14 protein-coding genes are annotated in these 16962 nt (G+C 67.4%); 7 read left to right on the forward strand and 7 right to left on the reverse strand.

Features of this window, described 5'->3' with window-relative positions; all coding sequences use genetic code 11:
- Positions 1 to 49: 49 nt before the first annotated feature.
- Positions 50 to 733 (forward strand): transglutaminase-like cysteine peptidase, encoded by a 684-nt coding sequence (locus tag AVE30378_RS09020; protein WP_208742366.1) that lies wholly within the window; start codon positions 50 to 52, stop codon positions 731 to 733.
- A gap of 17 nt (positions 734 to 750) precedes the next feature.
- Entirely contained in the window at positions 751 to 2715 is a 1965-nt protein-coding gene (locus tag AVE30378_RS09025; RefSeq protein WP_129240517.1) for a bifunctional diguanylate cyclase/phosphodiesterase, read from the forward strand.
- A gap of 13 nt (positions 2716 to 2728) precedes the next feature.
- On the opposite strand, the gene AVE30378_RS09030 is transcribed toward AVE30378_RS09025, so the two are convergent.
- From AVE30378_RS09030 to AVE30378_RS09040, 3 genes are read right to left on the reverse strand one after another with little or no spacing between them, the layout of a single operon-like run.
- A complete protein-coding gene (locus tag AVE30378_RS09030) occupies positions 2729 to 3571 on the reverse strand; it encodes a M48 family metallopeptidase (protein ID WP_129240638.1) in 843 nt (280 codons plus the stop codon).
- 34 nt (positions 3572 to 3605) lie between these two features.
- The gene (aroC, locus tag AVE30378_RS09035; RefSeq protein WP_129240518.1) at positions 3606 to 4673 is read right to left on the reverse strand and encodes a chorismate synthase; all 1068 of its coding nucleotides are present in this window, start codon (positions 4671 to 4673) and stop codon (positions 3606 to 3608) included.
- Between the two features lie 36 nt (positions 4674 to 4709).
- Entirely contained in the window at positions 4710 to 6092 is a 1383-nt protein-coding gene (locus AVE30378_RS09040; RefSeq protein WP_129240519.1) for a putative bifunctional diguanylate cyclase/phosphodiesterase, read from the reverse strand.
- Positions 6093 to 6615: 523 nt separating this feature from the next.
- On the opposite strand from AVE30378_RS09040, the gene AVE30378_RS09045 reads away from it, so the two are divergent.
- Both AVE30378_RS09045 and AVE30378_RS09050 read left to right on the forward strand, forming a co-directional pair.
- Entirely contained in the window at positions 6616 to 8589 is a 1974-nt protein-coding gene (locus tag AVE30378_RS09045) for a bifunctional diguanylate cyclase/phosphodiesterase (RefSeq protein ID WP_129240520.1), read from the forward strand.
- Positions 8586 to 10121 (forward strand): sensor histidine kinase, encoded by a 1536-nt coding sequence (locus AVE30378_RS09050; protein ID WP_244234997.1) that lies wholly within the window; start codon positions 8586 to 8588, stop codon positions 10119 to 10121. Before AVE30378_RS09045 ends, AVE30378_RS09050 begins: the two co-directional genes overlap by 4 nt.
- Before the next feature lie 14 nt (positions 10122 to 10135).
- Here the strand turns inward: AVE30378_RS09050 and AVE30378_RS09055 are convergent, their stop codons facing one another.
- The 3 genes from AVE30378_RS09055 to AVE30378_RS09065 form a co-directional block, all read right to left on the reverse strand.
- On the reverse strand, positions 10136 to 10855 hold the full coding sequence (locus AVE30378_RS09055) for a response regulator transcription factor (protein ID WP_129240521.1): 720 nt from the start codon (positions 10853 to 10855) through the stop codon (positions 10136 to 10138).
- A 199-nt stretch (positions 10856 to 11054) separates the two neighbouring features.
- Positions 11055 to 12536: a protein adenylyltransferase SelO gene (locus AVE30378_RS09060; protein ID WP_129240522.1), complete on the reverse strand. Its 1482-nt coding sequence runs from the start codon at positions 12534 to 12536 to the stop codon at positions 11055 to 11057.
- A complete protein-coding gene (locus AVE30378_RS09065) occupies positions 12533 to 12904 on the reverse strand; it encodes a DUF2069 domain-containing protein (RefSeq protein ID WP_129240523.1) in 372 nt (123 codons plus the stop codon). The genes AVE30378_RS09060 and AVE30378_RS09065 overlap by 4 nt, the downstream gene beginning before the upstream one ends.
- A 17-nt stretch (positions 12905 to 12921) precedes the next feature.
- Here AVE30378_RS09065 and AVE30378_RS09070 point away from each other — a divergent pair, with 17 nt between their 5' ends.
- Together AVE30378_RS09070 and AVE30378_RS09075 are read left to right on the forward strand one after the other, a co-directional pair.
- Positions 12922 to 14232 carry a YihY family inner membrane protein gene (locus tag AVE30378_RS09070; protein ID WP_129240524.1) on the forward strand — a complete coding sequence of 437 codons (1311 nt, stop codon included), beginning with the start codon at positions 12922 to 12924 and terminating at the stop codon, positions 14230 to 14232.
- Between the two features lie 38 nt (positions 14233 to 14270).
- The gene (locus AVE30378_RS09075; protein WP_129240525.1) at positions 14271 to 14729 is read left to right on the forward strand and encodes a CBS domain-containing protein; all 459 of its coding nucleotides are present in this window, start codon (positions 14271 to 14273) and stop codon (positions 14727 to 14729) included.
- Positions 14730 to 14757: 28 nt separating this feature from the next.
- Here the strand turns inward: AVE30378_RS09075 and dusA are convergent, their stop codons facing one another.
- The gene (gene dusA, locus AVE30378_RS09080) at positions 14758 to 15738 is read right to left on the reverse strand and encodes a tRNA dihydrouridine(20/20a) synthase DusA (protein ID WP_244235006.1); all 981 of its coding nucleotides are present in this window, start codon (positions 15736 to 15738) and stop codon (positions 14758 to 14760) included.
- Positions 15739 to 15952: 214 nt separating this feature from the next.
- Here dusA and AVE30378_RS09085 point away from each other — a divergent pair, with 214 nt between their 5' ends.
- Complete coding sequence (locus tag AVE30378_RS09085) at positions 15953 to 16921, forward strand: homoserine kinase (protein WP_129240527.1); 969 nt, start codon at positions 15953 to 15955, stop codon at positions 16919 to 16921.
- Positions 16922 to 16962 lie beyond the last annotated feature (41 nt).

Here is a 16962-nt window from a genome sequence, read left to right on the forward strand (position 1 = left end):
TTTCCCAGGGCACGCCTAAGGTGTCCGGAAAAATGTGAAAATCCGTTTCATGCCATCGACCCGCCGTTACCAAAGCACGCTGAAGCTGTGCCGATTGGTTTTGCTATGCCTGGCTTGCGGCTGGGGCGGCAGCTCCGCCCTGGAGGTGAATGCCGACCGGCTGCAAAGCCTGTCGGCCAGCCGCTATGGCGCGAAAGGCGCCAAGGCGGTGTCGAGCTGGCTGCAACTGATGCGCGGCGCCGCTCCCGCCCAGGAAAAGGAAACGCTGGCGCTGGCGAACGACTTCTGGAACCGCGCCCTGCTGTCGGGCGAGGACGCCACGATCTGGAAGCAGGCCGACTATTGGGCCACGCCGCTGGAATCGCTGGGCAAAGGCGCGGGCGACTGCGAAGACTATGTCATCGGCAAATATTTCACCTTGCTGGCGCTGGGGGTCCCGGCCAACAAGCTGCGCTTCATCTACGTGCGCGCGCGCATCGGCGGCGCCGCCAGCAGCAGCCAGGTCGCCCACATGGTGCTGGGCTACTACGAGACCCCGAACGCCGTGCCGCTGGTACTGGACAGCCTGATCTCCACCATCCTCCCGGCCACGCAGCGCCGCGACCTGACGCCGGTGTTCAGTTTCAACGCCGACGGCGTTTATGTCGACGGCAAGCCCGCCGCCCCGGTTGACCGCCTCAGCCGCTGGCGCGATCTACTTCAACGCATGGAACGGGAAGGCGTGCGCCCCTGATTTCCGGAAACAAGACCATGTCCATACTTCGACAGCTACTGCTCAGCGTTACCCTCGCGATCGGCGTCATCCTGCTGGGCACGCTGGCGCTCAGCGTGAATGCCGCCCGCGAGTACCTGTCCGGCCAATTGCAGGTGCAGAGCACCGACGCCGCCGTATCGCTGGCCCTGTCGCTCTCGCAACCCGCCAACAATGATCCCGTGGTCCAGGAACTGCTGGTGTCGGCGCTGTACGACGGCGGGCATTTCTCGCTCGTGCGCCTGGCCGATCCGGAAGGCAAGGTCCTGATCGAACGCCGGTCCACGGCCACCGCGGCGTCGGTGCCGGCGTGGTTCCAGTCGCTGGCGCCGCTGAACCCGGAACCGGCCACCCATGCGGTCAGCGACGGCTGGCGCCAGATCGGCGAGGTCACGCTGGTCGCCAATGACGCCTATGCCTGGGAAGCCCTGTGGCGCAGCAGCCTGAAAATGATCGCGCTGGTGATCGGCGCGGGCATTCTTTGGGCGGTGTTCGCGTTTCTGCTGGTGGGGTGGATCAAGAACCGCCTGCTCCGCGAAATCAGCGACCACGTGCGCAGCATCGGCCAGGAGTCGCCGTCCGGGCAGGTCGAGGCGCGCGTGCCCGAATTGTCCGGCGTGGTCCAGGCCCTGAACCAGACCCGCGAACGCGTCTACGCCAGCGCCGAAGAACAGAACGCCAAGATCGAGTCGCTGGAGCTGGAACTGAACCAGGATCCGGTCACCGGCCTGCCGAACCGGAAGTACTTCGTCAACGAATTCCGCCGCGCGCTGGAAGCGCCGCCGGCCATTGCCGGGCGCGCCGTCGACGGCGGCCACATCCTGGTCTTCCGCCAGCGCGACCTGGCGGACCTAAACCGCCACATGCCCCGGGAATTCATCGACCAATGGCTGCGCGCGGCCTGCGAACGCATCGCCGGCACGCTCAAGCGCATGCATGTGGCCGCGCCCCTGCTGGCCCGTCTGAACGGATCGGATTTCGCCCTGCTGCTGCCCGGCTGCGCGGCGCCGCAGGCAATGATGGTCGCCGAACAGTTGCGGGCGGACCTGCACGCTTCGCGTATTCCGGTCGGCGAGGGACACCTGTGCCGCTGGGCGCAAGCCATGACCGACTACGGCCACGGCAACCAGGCCGGCCCGGTGCTCGCGCGCCTGGACTTCGGGCTGATGCGGGCGGAGAGCGCCGGCAACGACCAGGTCGTGATCGCGGGCGCGACCGACATGCAGTCGCCCTCGGAATCCGGCGAACGCGCCTGGAAGGACGCCATCCTGTCCTCCCTGGAAGACCGTCGTTTCGAGCTGGCCACCGAACGCCTGCTGGCCACCGACGGCAGCACGGTCCGCATCGAGGCCATGCTGATGCTTCGCACCGCCGACGACGAGGAGCCCATCCCGGCGACGCTGTTCATCCCGCCGGCCGTGCGCCTGGACCTGGTGGCCGATTGCGACCTGGAAGCGGTGCGCCTGGCGCTGGACTGGCTGGCGTCCAACCCGGGCGAACTGGCCGTGCGGGTCGCCCTGCCCTCGCTGCGGGGCCAGAAGTTCTTCCGCCAACTGGCCCTGCTGCTGACGGAGCACCGGCCGCTGGCGCGCCGCCTGTACCTCGAAATCGACGCCCACGGCCTGGTCGAATGCCACGATCAGATCGCCACGCTGGCCCGCGTCGCCTCGGAGTTCGGCGCGCACATCGGCGTGCGCCGCCTGGCGCAACAGTTCGGAGCGGTGGCGCAATTGCACACCCTGCCCTTGTCCTACGTGAAACTGGGCGGAGGCTTCGTGGGCGGCATGTCGCAAAGCCCCGGCAGCCAGCAACTGACCGCGTCGGTGCTGGAAACCGCGCGGGACCTGGATATCGCAGTCTACGCCGAGGACGTTCCCGACGCCGAAACCCAGCGGATCCTTGCCAACCTGGGCATCGGCATCATGCGGGGCCCGGGGGTCAAGACCGCCCCGGGCGGGGCGTAGGCGCGCCGCGGGTTCAGCGGGCAGCGGCCTTGCCCTTGGATTGTTCGTAAAGGGGCAGCACTTGCTGCGCCGCGGCCTGGAGATCGCTGATGCGCGAGGCCGCCGACGGGTGGGTCGACAGGATCTCCGGCGGCGCGCTGCCCTGTTCGGCGGCGCCCATCTTCTGCCACAAGGTCACGGCGGCCCGCGGATCGTAGCCCGCCCGGGCGGCCAGCTCCACGCCCATCCGGTCGGCCTCGGTTTCGTGCGTGCGGCTGTTGGGCAGCGTGAACATCACGCTGGTGAGCTGCCCGCCCAGATCGGACGCCGCGCTGGACCCCGTGGCGATCGACAGCACGGACAGCCCCAGGTTCGTGGCCATCTGCTGCGATACCCGCTCGCGCGCGTGTTCGCGCAGCGCGTGGGAAATCTCGTGGCCCAGCACCGCCGCCAGTTCATCGTCGGTGGGCTTGATCTTGGAGATCAGGCCCGTGTAGACGGCGATCTTGCCTCCCGGCATGCACCAGGCGTTGATCTCGTCGCTGGACAGCACGTGCACTTCCCATTTCCAGCTAGAGGCATCCGGCCGGAACACGGGCGCCTGCGCGATCAGCCGCTGCGAAATGGCGCGCACGCGCGCCAGTTGCTGGGCGTCGCGGTCCAGTTGGCCCTTGGCCTGCGCCTGCTTGAGGATGTCGGCGTACTGCTGGTTCGCTTCCTGTTCCAGCGCCTGCGACGGCACCATGCTGGACATGTATTGCGTACGATTGACGCCGATCGCGCCGGACTGCGTGGTGTTCATGCCGGTGCAGCCGGCCAGGGCGGCCAGCGCGAGCGCCGCGCCCGCGCTGCGCAACGGATAACGTTTCCGGATCATGTCGGCCTCCAGGTATTCGAAGAACGCCAGCGTATCAGACCGGATCGCCGCATTGCGCGCGATGGCGCAAGGCATGGTCGATCAGCACGAGCGCGAGCATCGCCTCGGCGATGGGCGTTGCCCGGATGCCGACGCAAGGATCGTGGCGGCCCAGCGTCTGCACCATGACGGGCTCGTTGGCTCGGTTCACCGAGCGGCGCTCGACCCGGATGCTGGACGTGGGCTTGATGGCCAGCGACACGGTGACGGGCTGGCCGGTGGAAATGCCGCCCAGCACCCCGCCCGCATGGTTGGTCAGGAAGCCGTCGGGCGAGATCTCGTCGCCGTGTTCCGAACCGCGCTGGACGATGCTGTCGAAGCCCGCGCCGATCGATACGCCCTTGACCGCGTTCAGGCCCATCATCACGTGCGCGATGTCGGCGTCGAGGCGGTCGTAGATCGGCTCGCCCCAACCCGCGGGCAGGTTCTCCGCCACGACCTCGATGCGGGCGCCGACGGAGTCCCCGTCGCGGCGCAACTGGTCCATATAGGCTTCGAGTTCCGGGACGACCTCGGCGTTGGGCGCGTAGAACGGGTTATTGGGGACTTCGTCCCAGGACACGAAGGGAATGGCGACCGGTCCGAGCTGGCTCATGTAGCCGCGGACCTTGACGCCATATTGCTCGGCCAGCCATTTCTTGGCGATGGCGCCCGCGGCCACGGTGGGCGCGGTCAGGCGCGCCGACGAACGCCCGCCGCCGCGCGGATCGCGCACGCCGAACTTGCGCCAGTACGCGTAGTCGGCATGGCCCGGCCGGAAGGTGTCGGCGATGTTGGAGTAATCCTTGCTGCGCGCGTCGGTATTGCGGATCAGCAGGCCGATCGGCGTGCCCGTCGTCATCCCCTCGTACACGCCCGACAGGATCTCGACCTGGTCGGCTTCCTGGCGCTGCGTGACGTGGCGCGAGGTGCCGGGACGGCGGCGGTCCAGCTCTAGCTGGATGTCGGACGCGTCCAGGGCCAGCCCGGGAGGACAACCGTCCACGACACAGCCGATGGCGGGTCCGTGGGATTCGCCGAAATTGGTGACGGTAAAGAGAGTACCTAGGGTATTGCCGGGCATAGGGAGTCAACGGGTCGGGTTTGCAAGCAACCCCGATTATGACACCGCCGAAGCCAAAGCCTGGATTTCCGACGCCGGCGCGGGACGTCCGAGCAGGAATCCCTGCATGACCCGGCATCCCAGGGACTTGAGGATCTCGCGCTGGCCCTCGGTTTCGACGCCTTCGGCCACCACGGGCAGATGCATGGCCTGGCACAGGCCGAACAGCGCGGACACGACCTCGCGGCTGCCGGCGTCCGATTCCAGCGCGGAAATGAAGCTGCGGTCGATCTTTACCCAGTCGATGGGCAGCGAGCGCAGGTGGTTCAGGCTGGAATAGCCGCAGCCGAAGTCGTCCAGCGCCACGCCGATGCCCTTGGCCCGCAGCGCATTCAGTATCTTCACGTGCTGCTCATAGTGCAGGATGAAGATGGACTCCGTGATCTCCAGCACCAGCTTGCGCGGCGCCAGATGGGCCCCGGCCAGCACGTTCGACACCAGTTCGACCAGGCCGTCCTCGTCCATTTGCTTGACCGAGAGGTTCACGTGCACGCGCCAGGCCGCGGGCCACTGCGCCGCCTGGGTGCATGCCCGTTCCAGTATCCAGGCGCCCAGTTGCACGATCAGGCCGCTGCGCTCGGCCAGCTCGATGGTCACGGCGGGCGACACGCTGCCCAGCACCGGGTGATGCCAGCGCAACAGCGCCTCGCATCCCTGGACCACGCCCGTGCCGCTGTCGCAGACCGGCTGGTAATACAGTTCGAACTGCTCCATGTCCGGCGTGGTCAATGCCAGGCGCAAGTCGTTTTCCAGGCCTTGCCGGTCGCGCTGGCGCGCGAGCATGCGGAAATCGAACAGGCTCCAGCCGGGGCCGCCGCGGTCCTTCAGCGGCACCAGGGCCACCTGCACGCAGCGCTGCAATTCTTCCACGCTGCGCCCGTGTTCGGGATACAAGGCCGCGCCGACGCGGAAAACGGCGATCAGCGGACGGCCGCCCAGTTCGTAGGGCGCGCTCAGGTCTTCCAGGAGCTTGGCCGATACCTGCGCCGCCCCTTCCTCGTTCACTTCGGGCACACAGAGCGTGAATGCGTCCGCGCCCGTGCGCGCCACCATGCCGCCCAGGGTCCGCGCGATCAGGCTGAGCCGGCCGGCCACCTGCACCAGCAAGGCCTGGTCTTCCCCGGCGCGCAACATGGCGCTGATCTCGGCGTACTGTTCGAAGGCGACCAGGAAGAAGGCGCCCCTGCGCGAACGCTCGCCGGCGCCGTCGAGCCAGGCGCGCGCGCGCCGGTGCAATTCCTGCTGGCTGAGGACGCCCGTCAACGCATCGCGCGTCAGGCGGCGACGAAACGCGCGCTCCCTGCGCATGAAGATCAGGCATAGCGCCACAAGCGCGACCGCCAGCACCAGGCACAGTGCGAGCAGGTAACTCTCACGCACGGAGCCCCCTATCCATAAGCCCCCGGCGTTGCGGTTCGGAATGGAACCCAAGGGCTGTAACATTTTTTAAATTATGCATTAGTTTCGCAAAAAAACGCCACACTTCGGAGGCAACGCGCCTCGTTTTCCTTGTATTCCTACGGTTCTTTGAGTGCTCGCGGGCGGGGAAAGCGGCTCAAGCATAGCGTTCCCCGGCTCCTTGCGGCATGCTTCGTCCTTACTACTACGACAGCGGAACCCGAAAAATTAATACGCCTTGTCTCGATAGTTGTCACTCGGAAGGCGGCCGGGTTCGAAATAATTGCACAGCTTGGCCGGTCCTGGGGCAGATTTAGTAATATTCGGTACGTTATGTGACATGTAGAATTACAGTACAGAAGGCATCGCTGATGTATTGGTAACGTGTGTCACGTTTCTTATCCAGGTTTTGTCGGACGCTTCCTTGTCCGATGCCCCCGTCGACCGGACACTGGGCAGCTCCGCCCGGGGCGCCGCGCCGGGCAGGTAGGGAACCTTCAAATACATGTCCACTTTCCGCCGGCCTCTTTTTTTCACCGCCGTCCTGATCGGCCTCGTCCTGCTCGGCGCCCAGGCGCTGGGGATGATGGCTGCGCACCGATACCTGCAAACGCAATTGGCGCAGCGCAGCGAAGAAGGCGCCAGCCTGCTCGCCTGGGCCTTGTCGCGTTCCGGCGGAAGCGCCGAAGAGCGGGCCGCGCTGGCGGACGAGATGTTCGGGCGGGGCCAGTACGCGCTGGTGCGCATCGCGGACCGACAGGGCGGCCCCATCCTGGAACGGCAGGCCGGGCCGGAAGACGCGCCGGGCCGGGAACACGATTGGCGAAACGCCTGGCTGGACATGGAGGCGCCCGCCGTGTCGCGCCCCTTCACGGCCGCCGGCGGCGGCGCGCAGGGCATCGTCACCGTCCAGGCGGATTCGCGGCAGGCGCGCGACACGCTGTGGCGAGGCGGCGTGCGGGTGCTCGGGCTGGTGCTGGCCGCGGGCGCCCTCTGGACCTTGTTCGCCCTGAACCTGGCCCGGCGGACGGAGGCGCAAGCCTCGCGGGACGTCCGCGAACGCGTGCGCGCGCTGGCGCCGGGCAACGATGCGAGCTTGGACGGCAACGGCGCGCCGGCCAGCGCGGACCAGGCGCTGGTCGATGCGCAGCGCATGGTCGCCGCCACGGTGCAGGAACAGAACGCCCGGATCGAATCGCTGCAAAGCGAGGTCTACCGCGACCCCGTCACCCGCCTGCGCAACCGCCGGTACTTCATCGAACAGTTCAGGCTGGCGCTGACGGACAAGGAATCCGAGACGGGCGGCCACCTGCTGATGTTCCGCCAGCGCGACCTGGCGCAGATCAACCGGCATCTTTCCCGCGCGTTCACCGACCAGTGGCTGCGCTCGTCGTCCGACCGGCTGCACAAGCTGGTGGCCGAGTTCGGCAGCCAGGACGCATTCCTTGCCCGCCTGAGCGGATCCGATTTCGCGCTGCTGCTGCCCCGCGCCTCGGCGCCGCAAGCCGGCCTGCTGGCCGAGCGCGTGCGGCGCGAATTGCGCTCGCTGCGCGTGCCGATGGACAAGCACGGGTGGTGCCGCTGGGCGCTGGCGATGGCCGCGTATGCGCCCGGGGACAACATGAGCGAAATCCTCGCCCGCCTGGATCACGCGCTGATGTGCGCCGAAAGCGCCGACGACGACCAGATCACGCCGGCCAATCGCGCCCCCGACAGCACCCACATCGGCGAATATAGCTGGCACGACGCCCTGGTCACGGCGCTGGAGCAGCATCGGTTCTCGCTGTCCGTGCAGCCTTTGCACGATATGTCCGGCGCCCTGCTGCACCAGGAAGCCAGCCTGACCCTGCACGACACCGCCGATGCCGATCCGGTGCCCGCGTCGATCTTCATGCCGCCCGCGGTCCGGCTCGGGCTGTCGGCGGAATGCGACGTGCAGGCCCTGCGGCTGGGACTGGACTGGCTGTATGCCCGCGCGGGCGCGCTGGCGGTGCCCATAACGCTGGCGTCGCTCGCGCAGCCCTCGTTCCTGTCCCGGCTGGAACGCATGCTGGCCGACCGTCCAGCATTGACGCCCCGCCTCATCATCGAGGTCGACGCGGCGGCGCTCGTGGAACACGAAGTGGAACTGCGCCAGCTCTGCGGCATCGCCGCGGCCGCCGGCGGCCGGGTCGGCGTGGCGCGCCTGTCGCAGCAGTTCGGCGCCATGGAACGCCTGCACGAGTTTCCCCTGGCCTACCTGAAACTGAGCGGCGGCTTCATTACCGGCCTGCTGCACAGCCCGGGCAGCAGGCACTTGGCCGCGACCGTGGTCGCGACGGCCACGACGCTGCGCATGGAGGTCTACGCGGAAGACGTGCCCGACATCGCGACGCAGAACATCCTGGAAGGCCTTGGCGTCCACGCGATACGCGGCGCTGTCGTAAACTTCGCGCAGGCTCACGACCTCGCATCCGAACATCCATGGGTTTCTAGTTGACGGAAGGATCTCCTCTTCGCATCCGCCGGCTTTTTCGCCGCTGCCGCGCCCGCCGCGCAAGCGCCGGACGGCAAGCCCTCCCGCCGCGGCTGGGAATACTGCTGTACGCGCTGCTCTTTCCCGCCGCCGCCCTGGCCTACGCGCCAGGCAATCCCTATGAAGACATCCACCTGGGCCTGACGGCGGGCGTGGCGATGGCCTGCGGCCTGGCCTGCGCCCTCGCCTGGGCGGCCACCCGCAACGCGGCGCATGGCGCCGGCCTGGCGTTCATGCTGGTCGAAGGCCTGTTCCGCGCCACGCCCTCCCTGCTGCCGCCCGGCGCGCTGCAGGCCGGCTCCTATGCCGCCTTGCTTGCGCTGACCGTCCCGTTCCTGTCGGGGTCGCCCACCGCCCAGCGGCTGGCCGTGGCCTGCCGCTGGGCCGGCATCGTGCTGGCGGTCGCCGCCGCATTGGCGCTGATCTTCACCTACGGGCCCGGCAACGGCACTCTCTCCGCCGCGATCGCGGGCGCCTGCGCCATCGCCAGCCTCCCGCTGGCCGGCTGGTTCCTGTCGCGCGCCGCGCGCAGGGGCCCCGGAAGCGCGGCGGCGCTGGCCCTGGCTGTTGCGTACGGGGTGTCGGCGTGGATACTCGGCCACGACGCCTTGAGGCAAGAAGGCGCCGATGGCGCGGGCGCGGCGTTCGAACTCGCGCGGCTGCTGCTGGTGTCGGGCGCCCTGCTGCTTCTGGCCATCGGCAGGCAGGCTGGCCCCCAGCCCCTTGCGGGCCGCGGCGGCCCCGCCCCCGCCGACGCGGCGCATCTCGCCCAAGGCGAACTCAGGCTGGCCGAACTGGCCGGCGCGCTCGATACGCAGCGCCAGATGAACGCGCTGATCTCGCACGAACTGCGCGCGCCGCTCGCCACCATCAGCGCGGCGGCCCAGTCGCTGGACATGATTCTCGCCGACGGCGGCGACACGGTGGGCGGCCGCCTGGCGCGCATCCACCGCTCGGTCGGCCGGATGACCGAACTGATGGACCAGCTTCTGAATCAGGACAGGCTGGGCGAACAGGCCTGGACGCCCCGCGGCGAGCAGACGGACATGGCCGAACTCGCGCGCGACGTCGTGGCCGCGATGCGGCCGGACACCGCCCACGCGCTGGTGCTGCAGGCCGAAACGCCGCTGCCCGTCTACTGCGACCGCCCGCTGACCAGCGTGGTGGTGCGCAACCTGATCCACAACGCCATCAAATATTCGCCGGCAAATGAGCCGGTCCGCATCGAAACCGGGCAAACCCGCGCGGGCGGCGTCGCGATGGCCTGGGTCGCCGTCACCGACCGCGGTCCGGGCATCGGGGAAGAAGAGCAGACGCGGATCTTCGAGCCGCATTTCCGGCGCGCCGCGCACCGGGAAACGCAGGGCATGGGGATAGGCCTCTATCTGGCCCGGCGCATCTGCCAGAACCAGGGAGGTTCACTGACCATGCAGAGCAAGGTCGGCGTGGGCACGCGCTTCGTCGTCACCTTGCCGGCCGGCGCGCCGGCGGCCTGACGCCGGCTGCCGGTTCAAGCGGCAAAAACGTAACCCTGGCCGCGCACCGACAACACCGGCAACTTGAGGCCCGCGCTTTGCGCCTTGGCGCGAAGGCGGCTGACCAGCACGTCGATGCGGCGCAATTCAAAGCCGCCCGGGCTGTCGGGCAGGAACAATTCCGCCAGGACCTGGCGGCTGACCGCGCTTCCGGCAGCGTCCATCAGCGCGATCAGGAAAGTCCGTTCCTGGGCGCTGAGATGCAACGACGCCCCATCCGGCGCCACCAGGATCCAGCCGCCGTCCTGCAAGGACCACGAACTGTCCGCCGAGGCGCGCGTTTCCCCGTCCGCCGGCCGAGGCGCCTTGGCCAGGCGCATCCGCCGGGCCAGGCTGCGGATGACCGAACTGAGCTCCAGCAGGTCCACGGGCTTGGTCATATAGACGTCGGCGCCGCCTTCCAGGCCGCGCACCCGGTCTTCCAGCGCGCTGCGGCCGGTCAGCATGACGATGCCCACCGGGCTCAGGGCGCGCAGGCGGGTTGCAACCGAAAAACCGTCTTCTCCGGGAAGATGGGCGTCAAGAATGACGATATCGCATGGCTGCTCCTGCAACCGCCGATAAAACGCCGCCGCATTATCACAGGCAAACGCCACCCGGAAACCATAGCCACCCAAGCCTAACGCCAATTCCTCCCGGAAATCGGCGTCATCCTCAAGCAGACCGATACACAGCAAACCATCTGCGCCAGCCATATTTAGAGTGCTTTATATTGAAGAGTATCGACAAATGCCCCGTGGACGCTTTGTCCCCGGGTGTCCCGTTGGCGACAATCTTACGACTTTTACAATGGAAACGAATGATTGCAGTGAAAAAAACTGCGATATTCCTTTTCTAAATGGTTATTTTCGCGTAACTCTCGGGAAAATCTGCTTTCCGGCCGACACGCAATATTCAGGACGAGCAACTGACTTCGATGCCGCCCGCCCAATCCGGCGGCAATCCGGCATATTTTTCATGGCCCGGCTGCTCTACATAGGGATTGCGCAACAGCTTCAGCAAGGTATCGATTTCACCGGCGTCGCCCGATTTCGCCGCTCGGATCGCCTCCTCCGCCAGATGATTGCGCAGCACATAGAGCGGATTGACGCCATTCATGCCCGCGGCCACCTCGGCGGCGGGCCGCCCGTCCTGCGCATGGCGAGCCAGCAGCCGGTCCAGCCAGGCCGACGCGGCCGGGCGGTCGATGAACAGGTCCTCGAACGGGCTGCGCTGCCCCGAGACCGCATCGGCCAGGCGCCTCCAGCTCAGGGTGAAATCGGCCTGGTTGGCGTCCATCAGCTTGAGCAGGTCGTCCAGCAGCGGCTCGTCGTCGGGCCGCCACGCGGCCAGGCCCAACTTGGCGGCCATCCGGGAGTGGAAGGCGCTCGTGAACGCCGGCTCGAACTCGTCCAGCACGGCCCGCAGGCCCTCGACGTCCGGCACTAACGCATGCAGGCTGCCGCCCAGGCGATACAGGTTCCACAAGGCCACGGAGGGCTGGCGGTTCCACGAATACCGCCCTTCCGTATCGGAATGGTTGCAGACGTGCCCCAGGCGGAAGCCGTCCATGAAACCGTAAGGGCCGTAGTCCAGCGTCAGCCCCAGGATGGACATATTGTCCGTGTTCATCACCCCGTGGCAGAACCCGACCGCCTGCCAGTCCGCCATCAGGCGGGCCGTGCGCCGCGTGACCGCGCGCAGCAGGTTCAGGACGTCGGCGTCTGCGGGCTCGCCGTTCCCCGCCTCGCGGCATTCCGGGTAGTAGCGGTCGATGACGTAGTCCGTCAAGATCCTGAGCTGATCGGGCTGGCGGCGCGACGACCAGTGCTCGAACGAGCCGAAACGCACGAAACTGGGCGACATTCGCGTCACGATGGCGGCCGTCTCGACCGTTTCGCGCATGACCGGATCATCGGAAACCACCAGCGCCAGCGCGCGCGTCGTGGGCACGCCCAGTCCGTGCATGGCTTCGCTGGCCAGGTATTCGCGCACGGACGACCGCAATACCGCGCGGCCGTCGCCCATGCGCGAATACGGCGTCATGCCGGACCCCTTCAGTTGCAGTTCCCAGGCGCCCTCCGGCCCTTCGACCTCGCCCAGCAGGTGGGCGCGCCCGTCGCCCAACTGGCCGGCCCAGACGCCGAACTGGTGGCCGCTGTAGACCGCCGCCAGGGTGTCGCCGCCGGGCAGCGGCTGCGCGCCGGAGAACACGCCCAGGAATTCGGGGGTGGACAGGACGGAAGGATCCAGGCCGATCAGGCGCGCGGCATCGGCATTGGCATGCAGCAGGCGCGGATTGTTCAGGGCCTGGGGCGCGAGACGGGTATGAAAAACCGCGGGCAAGGCGGCGAACGAGTTGACCGCGCGAAGCTCGGACAGCGAATGGGCGCTCATGCGCGTTGCCTCCTGGCGGCCCGCTTGGCGGGCCGCACATAGAAAATGGCGCTCAGGAAGAAGACCGAGGACAGCAGGATCTCTCCCCATGCCATCCCGACGGACAGCGGGGCCGGGTCGGACATGGCGCGCACCGCCCCTTCCATCAGGTAGAGCAGCGACAGCATGGACGCCCATTGATAGGTATAGAGATTGCCGCGCAGGATGCCGCGCAGCGGGAACGCCAGCGGCAAGGCCTTCAGCAACATCCAGGAACCGCCGGGCCGCACCGGCGCCACCACGGTCTCCCAGGTAACGCACAGTACGATCAGCGCAAACAGCGAAACCGAGGCCAGCAGGCGCAAACGGGGGTTGAGTTCAGGGTTCATGCTGCTATTATCGCCTGATGAATCGCCCCGCCGAGCCCGCCGCCGCGCCGGCGGCCACCGAGCCCTCGACATCGCGCTCTTCATGGGGCGCGAGGGCCGGACGCGTCGTCCGCTTCACCGCCGAACGCGCCGGCGAAGAAAAACTGCTCCAGGTCGCCTCCAGCCTGACCTTCACGACCGTGCTGGCCATCGTGCCCATGCTGGCCGTGGTGCTGTCGCTGTTCACCGCTTTTCCGGTGTTCCAGGAATTCCGCGTCGCGCTCGAGGATTTCCTCACCAACAGCCTGATGCCCCCGTCCGTTTCGGACAACATCATGGACTACCTGAACCAGTTCGCGCGCCAGGCCTCGCGCCTGACCGCCATCGGCGGCGCGTTCCTGCTGATCACCTCGCTGCTGCTGATCATGACGATCGACAAGGCCTTCAACGACATCTGGCACGTGTCGCGCCAGCGGCCGCTGCGGCAGCGCGCGCTGGTGTACTGGGCGCTCATCACGCTGGGGCCGGTCGTGGCCGGCGCCAGCCTGTGGGCGACGTCGTTCGTGGCGCGCGAGTCGCTGGGGCTGGTGCGGGACGTGCCGGAAGTCGTCAGCGTCGCCGTGTCCGCCATCCCGCTGATCCTGACCGCGCTGGGTTTCGCCGCGCTGTTCGTGGTGGTGCCGAACCGCGAAGTCCTGTGGCGCGACGCGCTGGTCGGGGGCTGCGTGACCGCGATCGCCCTGGAAATCATGAAGTCGGCCTTCGCCTACTACCTGACGCGCTTTCCCACCTATACCGTCATTTACGGCGCCTTCGCCACCCTGCCGATCTTCCTGCTCTGGATCTACCTGTCGTGGCTGGCCGTGCTGCTGGGCGCCACGCTGGCGTCCAGCGCGCCGCTGATCCGCCTGGGCCGCTGGGAAATCAACCGTTATCCCGGCGCGCCTTTCGTCGACGCCCTGGATGCCCTGCGCGCCTTGCGCAAGGCGCAGGCCGCCAATCCGCCCGGACTGCCCGCCAACGTGCTGGCTTCGCAACTGCGCCTGCACCAGGACGAATTGAACGAGGTACTGGAAACGCTCAGCGGCATGGGACTGGCGACGCGCACGCCCGAAGACAACTGGGTGCTGACCTGCGACGCTCAGAAAACCTCGATGGCGCCCGTGGTGGACCATTTTCTGCTGGACCGCGCGCAGCCCCGGGTCCGCAACGATCCGGAAATACTGCGGGTCGCGTCCGCCGTGATTTCCCAGCAAAATACGCCCACGCTGGAAGAAGTCTGCGGAGAAGCGCAGAATACTGAAAATGGAATCGCTCCGATATTGCAATTGGAAGCGAACAAGAAATAGCAAATAGCATTCGGGCGCAGTCCGCCCAGGAGGAACCGATGTTGAAGGTCAGCGAAATTTTGCGCGTCAAGGGCGATACGCTCTATACGGCGTCGCCCGACATGCCTGTGTCCCAGGCCGTGCAGACAATGAGCGAGCAGGATATCGGCTCGCTCGTGATCATGGAATTCGGCACGCTGACCGGCATGCTCACGTTCCGCGAGATCATCCGCCACATGCATGCGCATGGCGGCGCCGGCGAAACCACCATCCGCTCCATCATGGACGACGCGCCGGTCAGTGTGTCGCCCAATACCAGCGCCGAGGAAGTGCAGCGCCTGATGCTCGAAAAGCACGCGCGCTACATCCCGGTCATGGACGGCCCCACCCTGATGGGCGTGATTTCGTTCTACGACATGGCCCAGGCCATCGTGGCGGCGCAGCAGTTCGAAAACAATATGCTGAAGGCCTACATCCGCGACTGGCCGACCGAAAGCGCCGAACCGGCCAAGTCCTGACGGGCGCGCTGGCGGCCCGCGCCGCCGGTCACGCTCCTGCCGGCGCCGCCTCGCATGCGGCGCCGCGCACATCGGGCGCATGCCGCTGGCTGCGCCACGCGTCGTAGATCAGTTCCGGCCTGTTCGCCGCCAGCAGGGCCGGATCCGACAGCATGCGGCGCCAGCGTCGCGCCCCCGTCTGCCCGTTCACCAGCCCCAGCATGGGCCGCGTCATCACGCGCAGGGGCACGCCGCGCGCGACCTGGCGCTCGGCATATGCGGTCATGGCGTCCACGACTTGCGCGTCGCTCGGCAACCGCAACGACGGCCACAACTGCAAGGAAACCTCGGACAGCACGCGCGGCGTGTGCCAGGCGGCGCGGCCCAGCATGACGCCATCGAAATCGTCCGCGGCGCGCACGGACTGCGCGGCATCGGCCAGGCCGCCGTTGAGCACGAAGGTGCAATCCGGAAAATCGCGCTTGAGCTGTTTGACCACGTCGTAGCGCAGGGGCGGGATCTCGCGGTTGTCCTTGGGCGACAGGCCCTTAAGCACCGCATTGCGGGCATGGGCGATGAACACCCGGCATCCCGTGTCGTAGATCTTGCCGACGAAATCGCGGACGAAATCATAGGATTCGTCGTAATCCAGCCCCAGTCTGTGCTTGACGGTCACGGGGATGTCCACGGCGTCCTGCATGGCTTTCATGCAATCCGCCACCAGCGCGGGTTCGGCCATCAGGCAGGCGCCGAACGCGCCCTTCTGCACCCGTTCCGAGGGGCATCCGCAATTCAGGTTGATCTCGTCATAGCCCCATTGCCGGCCCAGCCGGGCCGACTGGGCCAGGGCATCCGGCTCGCTGCCGCCCAACTGCAGCGCCACGGGATGCTCGGCCTCGTCGAAATCCAGGTGACGCTCGACATTGCCGTACAACAGCGCGCCGGTCGTGATCATTTCCGTGTACAGGCGCGCGCGCGGCGCCAGCAGCCGATGGAAATAGCGGCAGTGGCGGTCGGTCACATCAATCATGGGGGCGACGCACAGCCGCCAGTCGGGGGAGTCCAAGAATCGCTCTACAAAACAAGGGGATGCGGTATTTTACGGTGCTTGGCGGGATTATGTCCGGCAGCCGGTTCCGCGCGCCTTCCGGCCGGCGGAAAGCCCCGCCCGCCATGTGGTCTAAAATTGCGCCGCCGCACAGGCTATGTCCGAGCGTCCGTTAACCCCTAACTCCCGCATATCAATGGCCGTATTCACTCCCGTATCCGACGACGACGCGCGCGCCCTCCTGGCGCATTTCGACCTGGGCGAGTTCGTTTCGCTGCGGGGGATTACGGCGGGTATCGAAAACACCAATTATTTCCTGCACACGACCCGCGGCGAGTACGTGCTGACGCTGTTCGAGGTCCTGACCCACGCGCAGTTGCCGTTCTATATAGAACTGATGTACCACCTGGCCGAACGCGGCATTCCGGTGCCCCGTCCCCAGACCCTGCGGGACGGCACCCGCCTGACGACCCTGCACGGGAAGCCCTGCGCCATCGTTTCGCGGCTGCCCGGCGGCTACGAGCCCGCCCCCGGCGCGGCGCATTGCGCCCTGGCCGGCGCCACCCTGGCCCGCGCCCACCTGGGCGCCCGGGACTTCCCCCTGCGCCAGCCCAACCTGCGCGGGCTGTCGTGGTGGCTGGAAACCGCGCCCAAGGTCATGCCCTTCCTGGAACCGGCCCAGGCCGGGCTGCTGAGCTCGGAACTGGCCGCCCAGGAGGCCGCCGCGGCCACCCCGGCCTGGCAGGCGCTGCCGACCGGCCCGGCCCACTGCGACCTCTTCCGCGACAATGTGCTGTTCGCCGGCACGTTCGAGGATCCGCTCATGGGCGGCATCATCGACTTTTACTTCGCGGGCTGCGACACCTGGCTGTTCGACGTGGCGGTCAGCATCAACGACTGGTGCATCGAGCGGGACACGGGCGAGTTCGTCCCCGAATTGGTGGAGGCCTGGCTGCGCGCCTACGCCGCCGAGCGGCCCTTCACCGATGCCGAACGCGAGGCCTGGCCCCTGATGCTGCGCGCGGCCGCGCTGCGCTTCTGGATCTCGCGCCTGTACGACTTTTTCCTGCCCCGGCCGGCGCAAACCCTCAAGCCGCACGATCCCCGACACTTCGAAAGAGTGTTGCAGGCGCGCCACCGCCCGGGACTGCCCATATTGCCGTAACCGTCCTGCCCCCCATAATGGCATATCGCGTCCCCTTTTGA

It is taken from the genome of Achromobacter veterisilvae (genome assembly GCF_900496975.1).
Classification (GTDB): Bacteria; Pseudomonadota; Gammaproteobacteria; order Burkholderiales; family Burkholderiaceae_B; genus Achromobacter; species Achromobacter veterisilvae.

Coding starts and splice junctions, on each gene's coding strand:
- AVE30378_RS09085 (WP_129240527.1), top strand. CDS start 15,953: ATGGCCGTATTCACTCCCGTATCCGACGACGACGCGCGCGCCCTCCTG.
- AVE30378_RS09055 (WP_129240521.1), bottom strand. CDS start 10,855: ATGGCTGGCGCAGATGGTTTGCTGTGTATCGGTCTGCTTGAGGATGAC.
- AVE30378_RS09045 (WP_129240520.1), top strand. CDS start 6,616: ATGTCCACTTTCCGCCGGCCTCTTTTTTTCACCGCCGTCCTGATCGGC.
- AVE30378_RS09070 (WP_129240524.1), top strand. CDS start 12,922: ATGAATCGCCCCGCCGAGCCCGCCGCCGCGCCGGCGGCCACCGAGCCC.
- AVE30378_RS09020 (WP_208742366.1), top strand. CDS start 50: ATGCCATCGACCCGCCGTTACCAAAGCACGCTGAAGCTGTGCCGATTG.
- AVE30378_RS09065 (WP_129240523.1), bottom strand. CDS start 12,904: ATGAACCCTGAACTCAACCCCCGTTTGCGCCTGCTGGCCTCGGTTTCG.
- dusA (WP_244235006.1), bottom strand. CDS start 15,738: ATGATTGATGTGACCGACCGCCACTGCCGCTATTTCCATCGGCTGCTG.
- AVE30378_RS09025 (WP_129240517.1), top strand. CDS start 751: ATGTCCATACTTCGACAGCTACTGCTCAGCGTTACCCTCGCGATCGGC.
- AVE30378_RS09075 (WP_129240525.1), top strand. CDS start 14,271: ATGTTGAAGGTCAGCGAAATTTTGCGCGTCAAGGGCGATACGCTCTAT.
- AVE30378_RS09060 (WP_129240522.1), bottom strand. CDS start 12,536: ATGAGCGCCCATTCGCTGTCCGAGCTTCGCGCGGTCAACTCGTTCGCC.
- AVE30378_RS09030 (WP_129240638.1), bottom strand. CDS start 3,571: ATGATCCGGAAACGTTATCCGTTGCGCAGCGCGGGCGCGGCGCTCGCG.
- aroC (WP_129240518.1), bottom strand. CDS start 4,673: ATGCCCGGCAATACCCTAGGTACTCTCTTTACCGTCACCAATTTCGGC.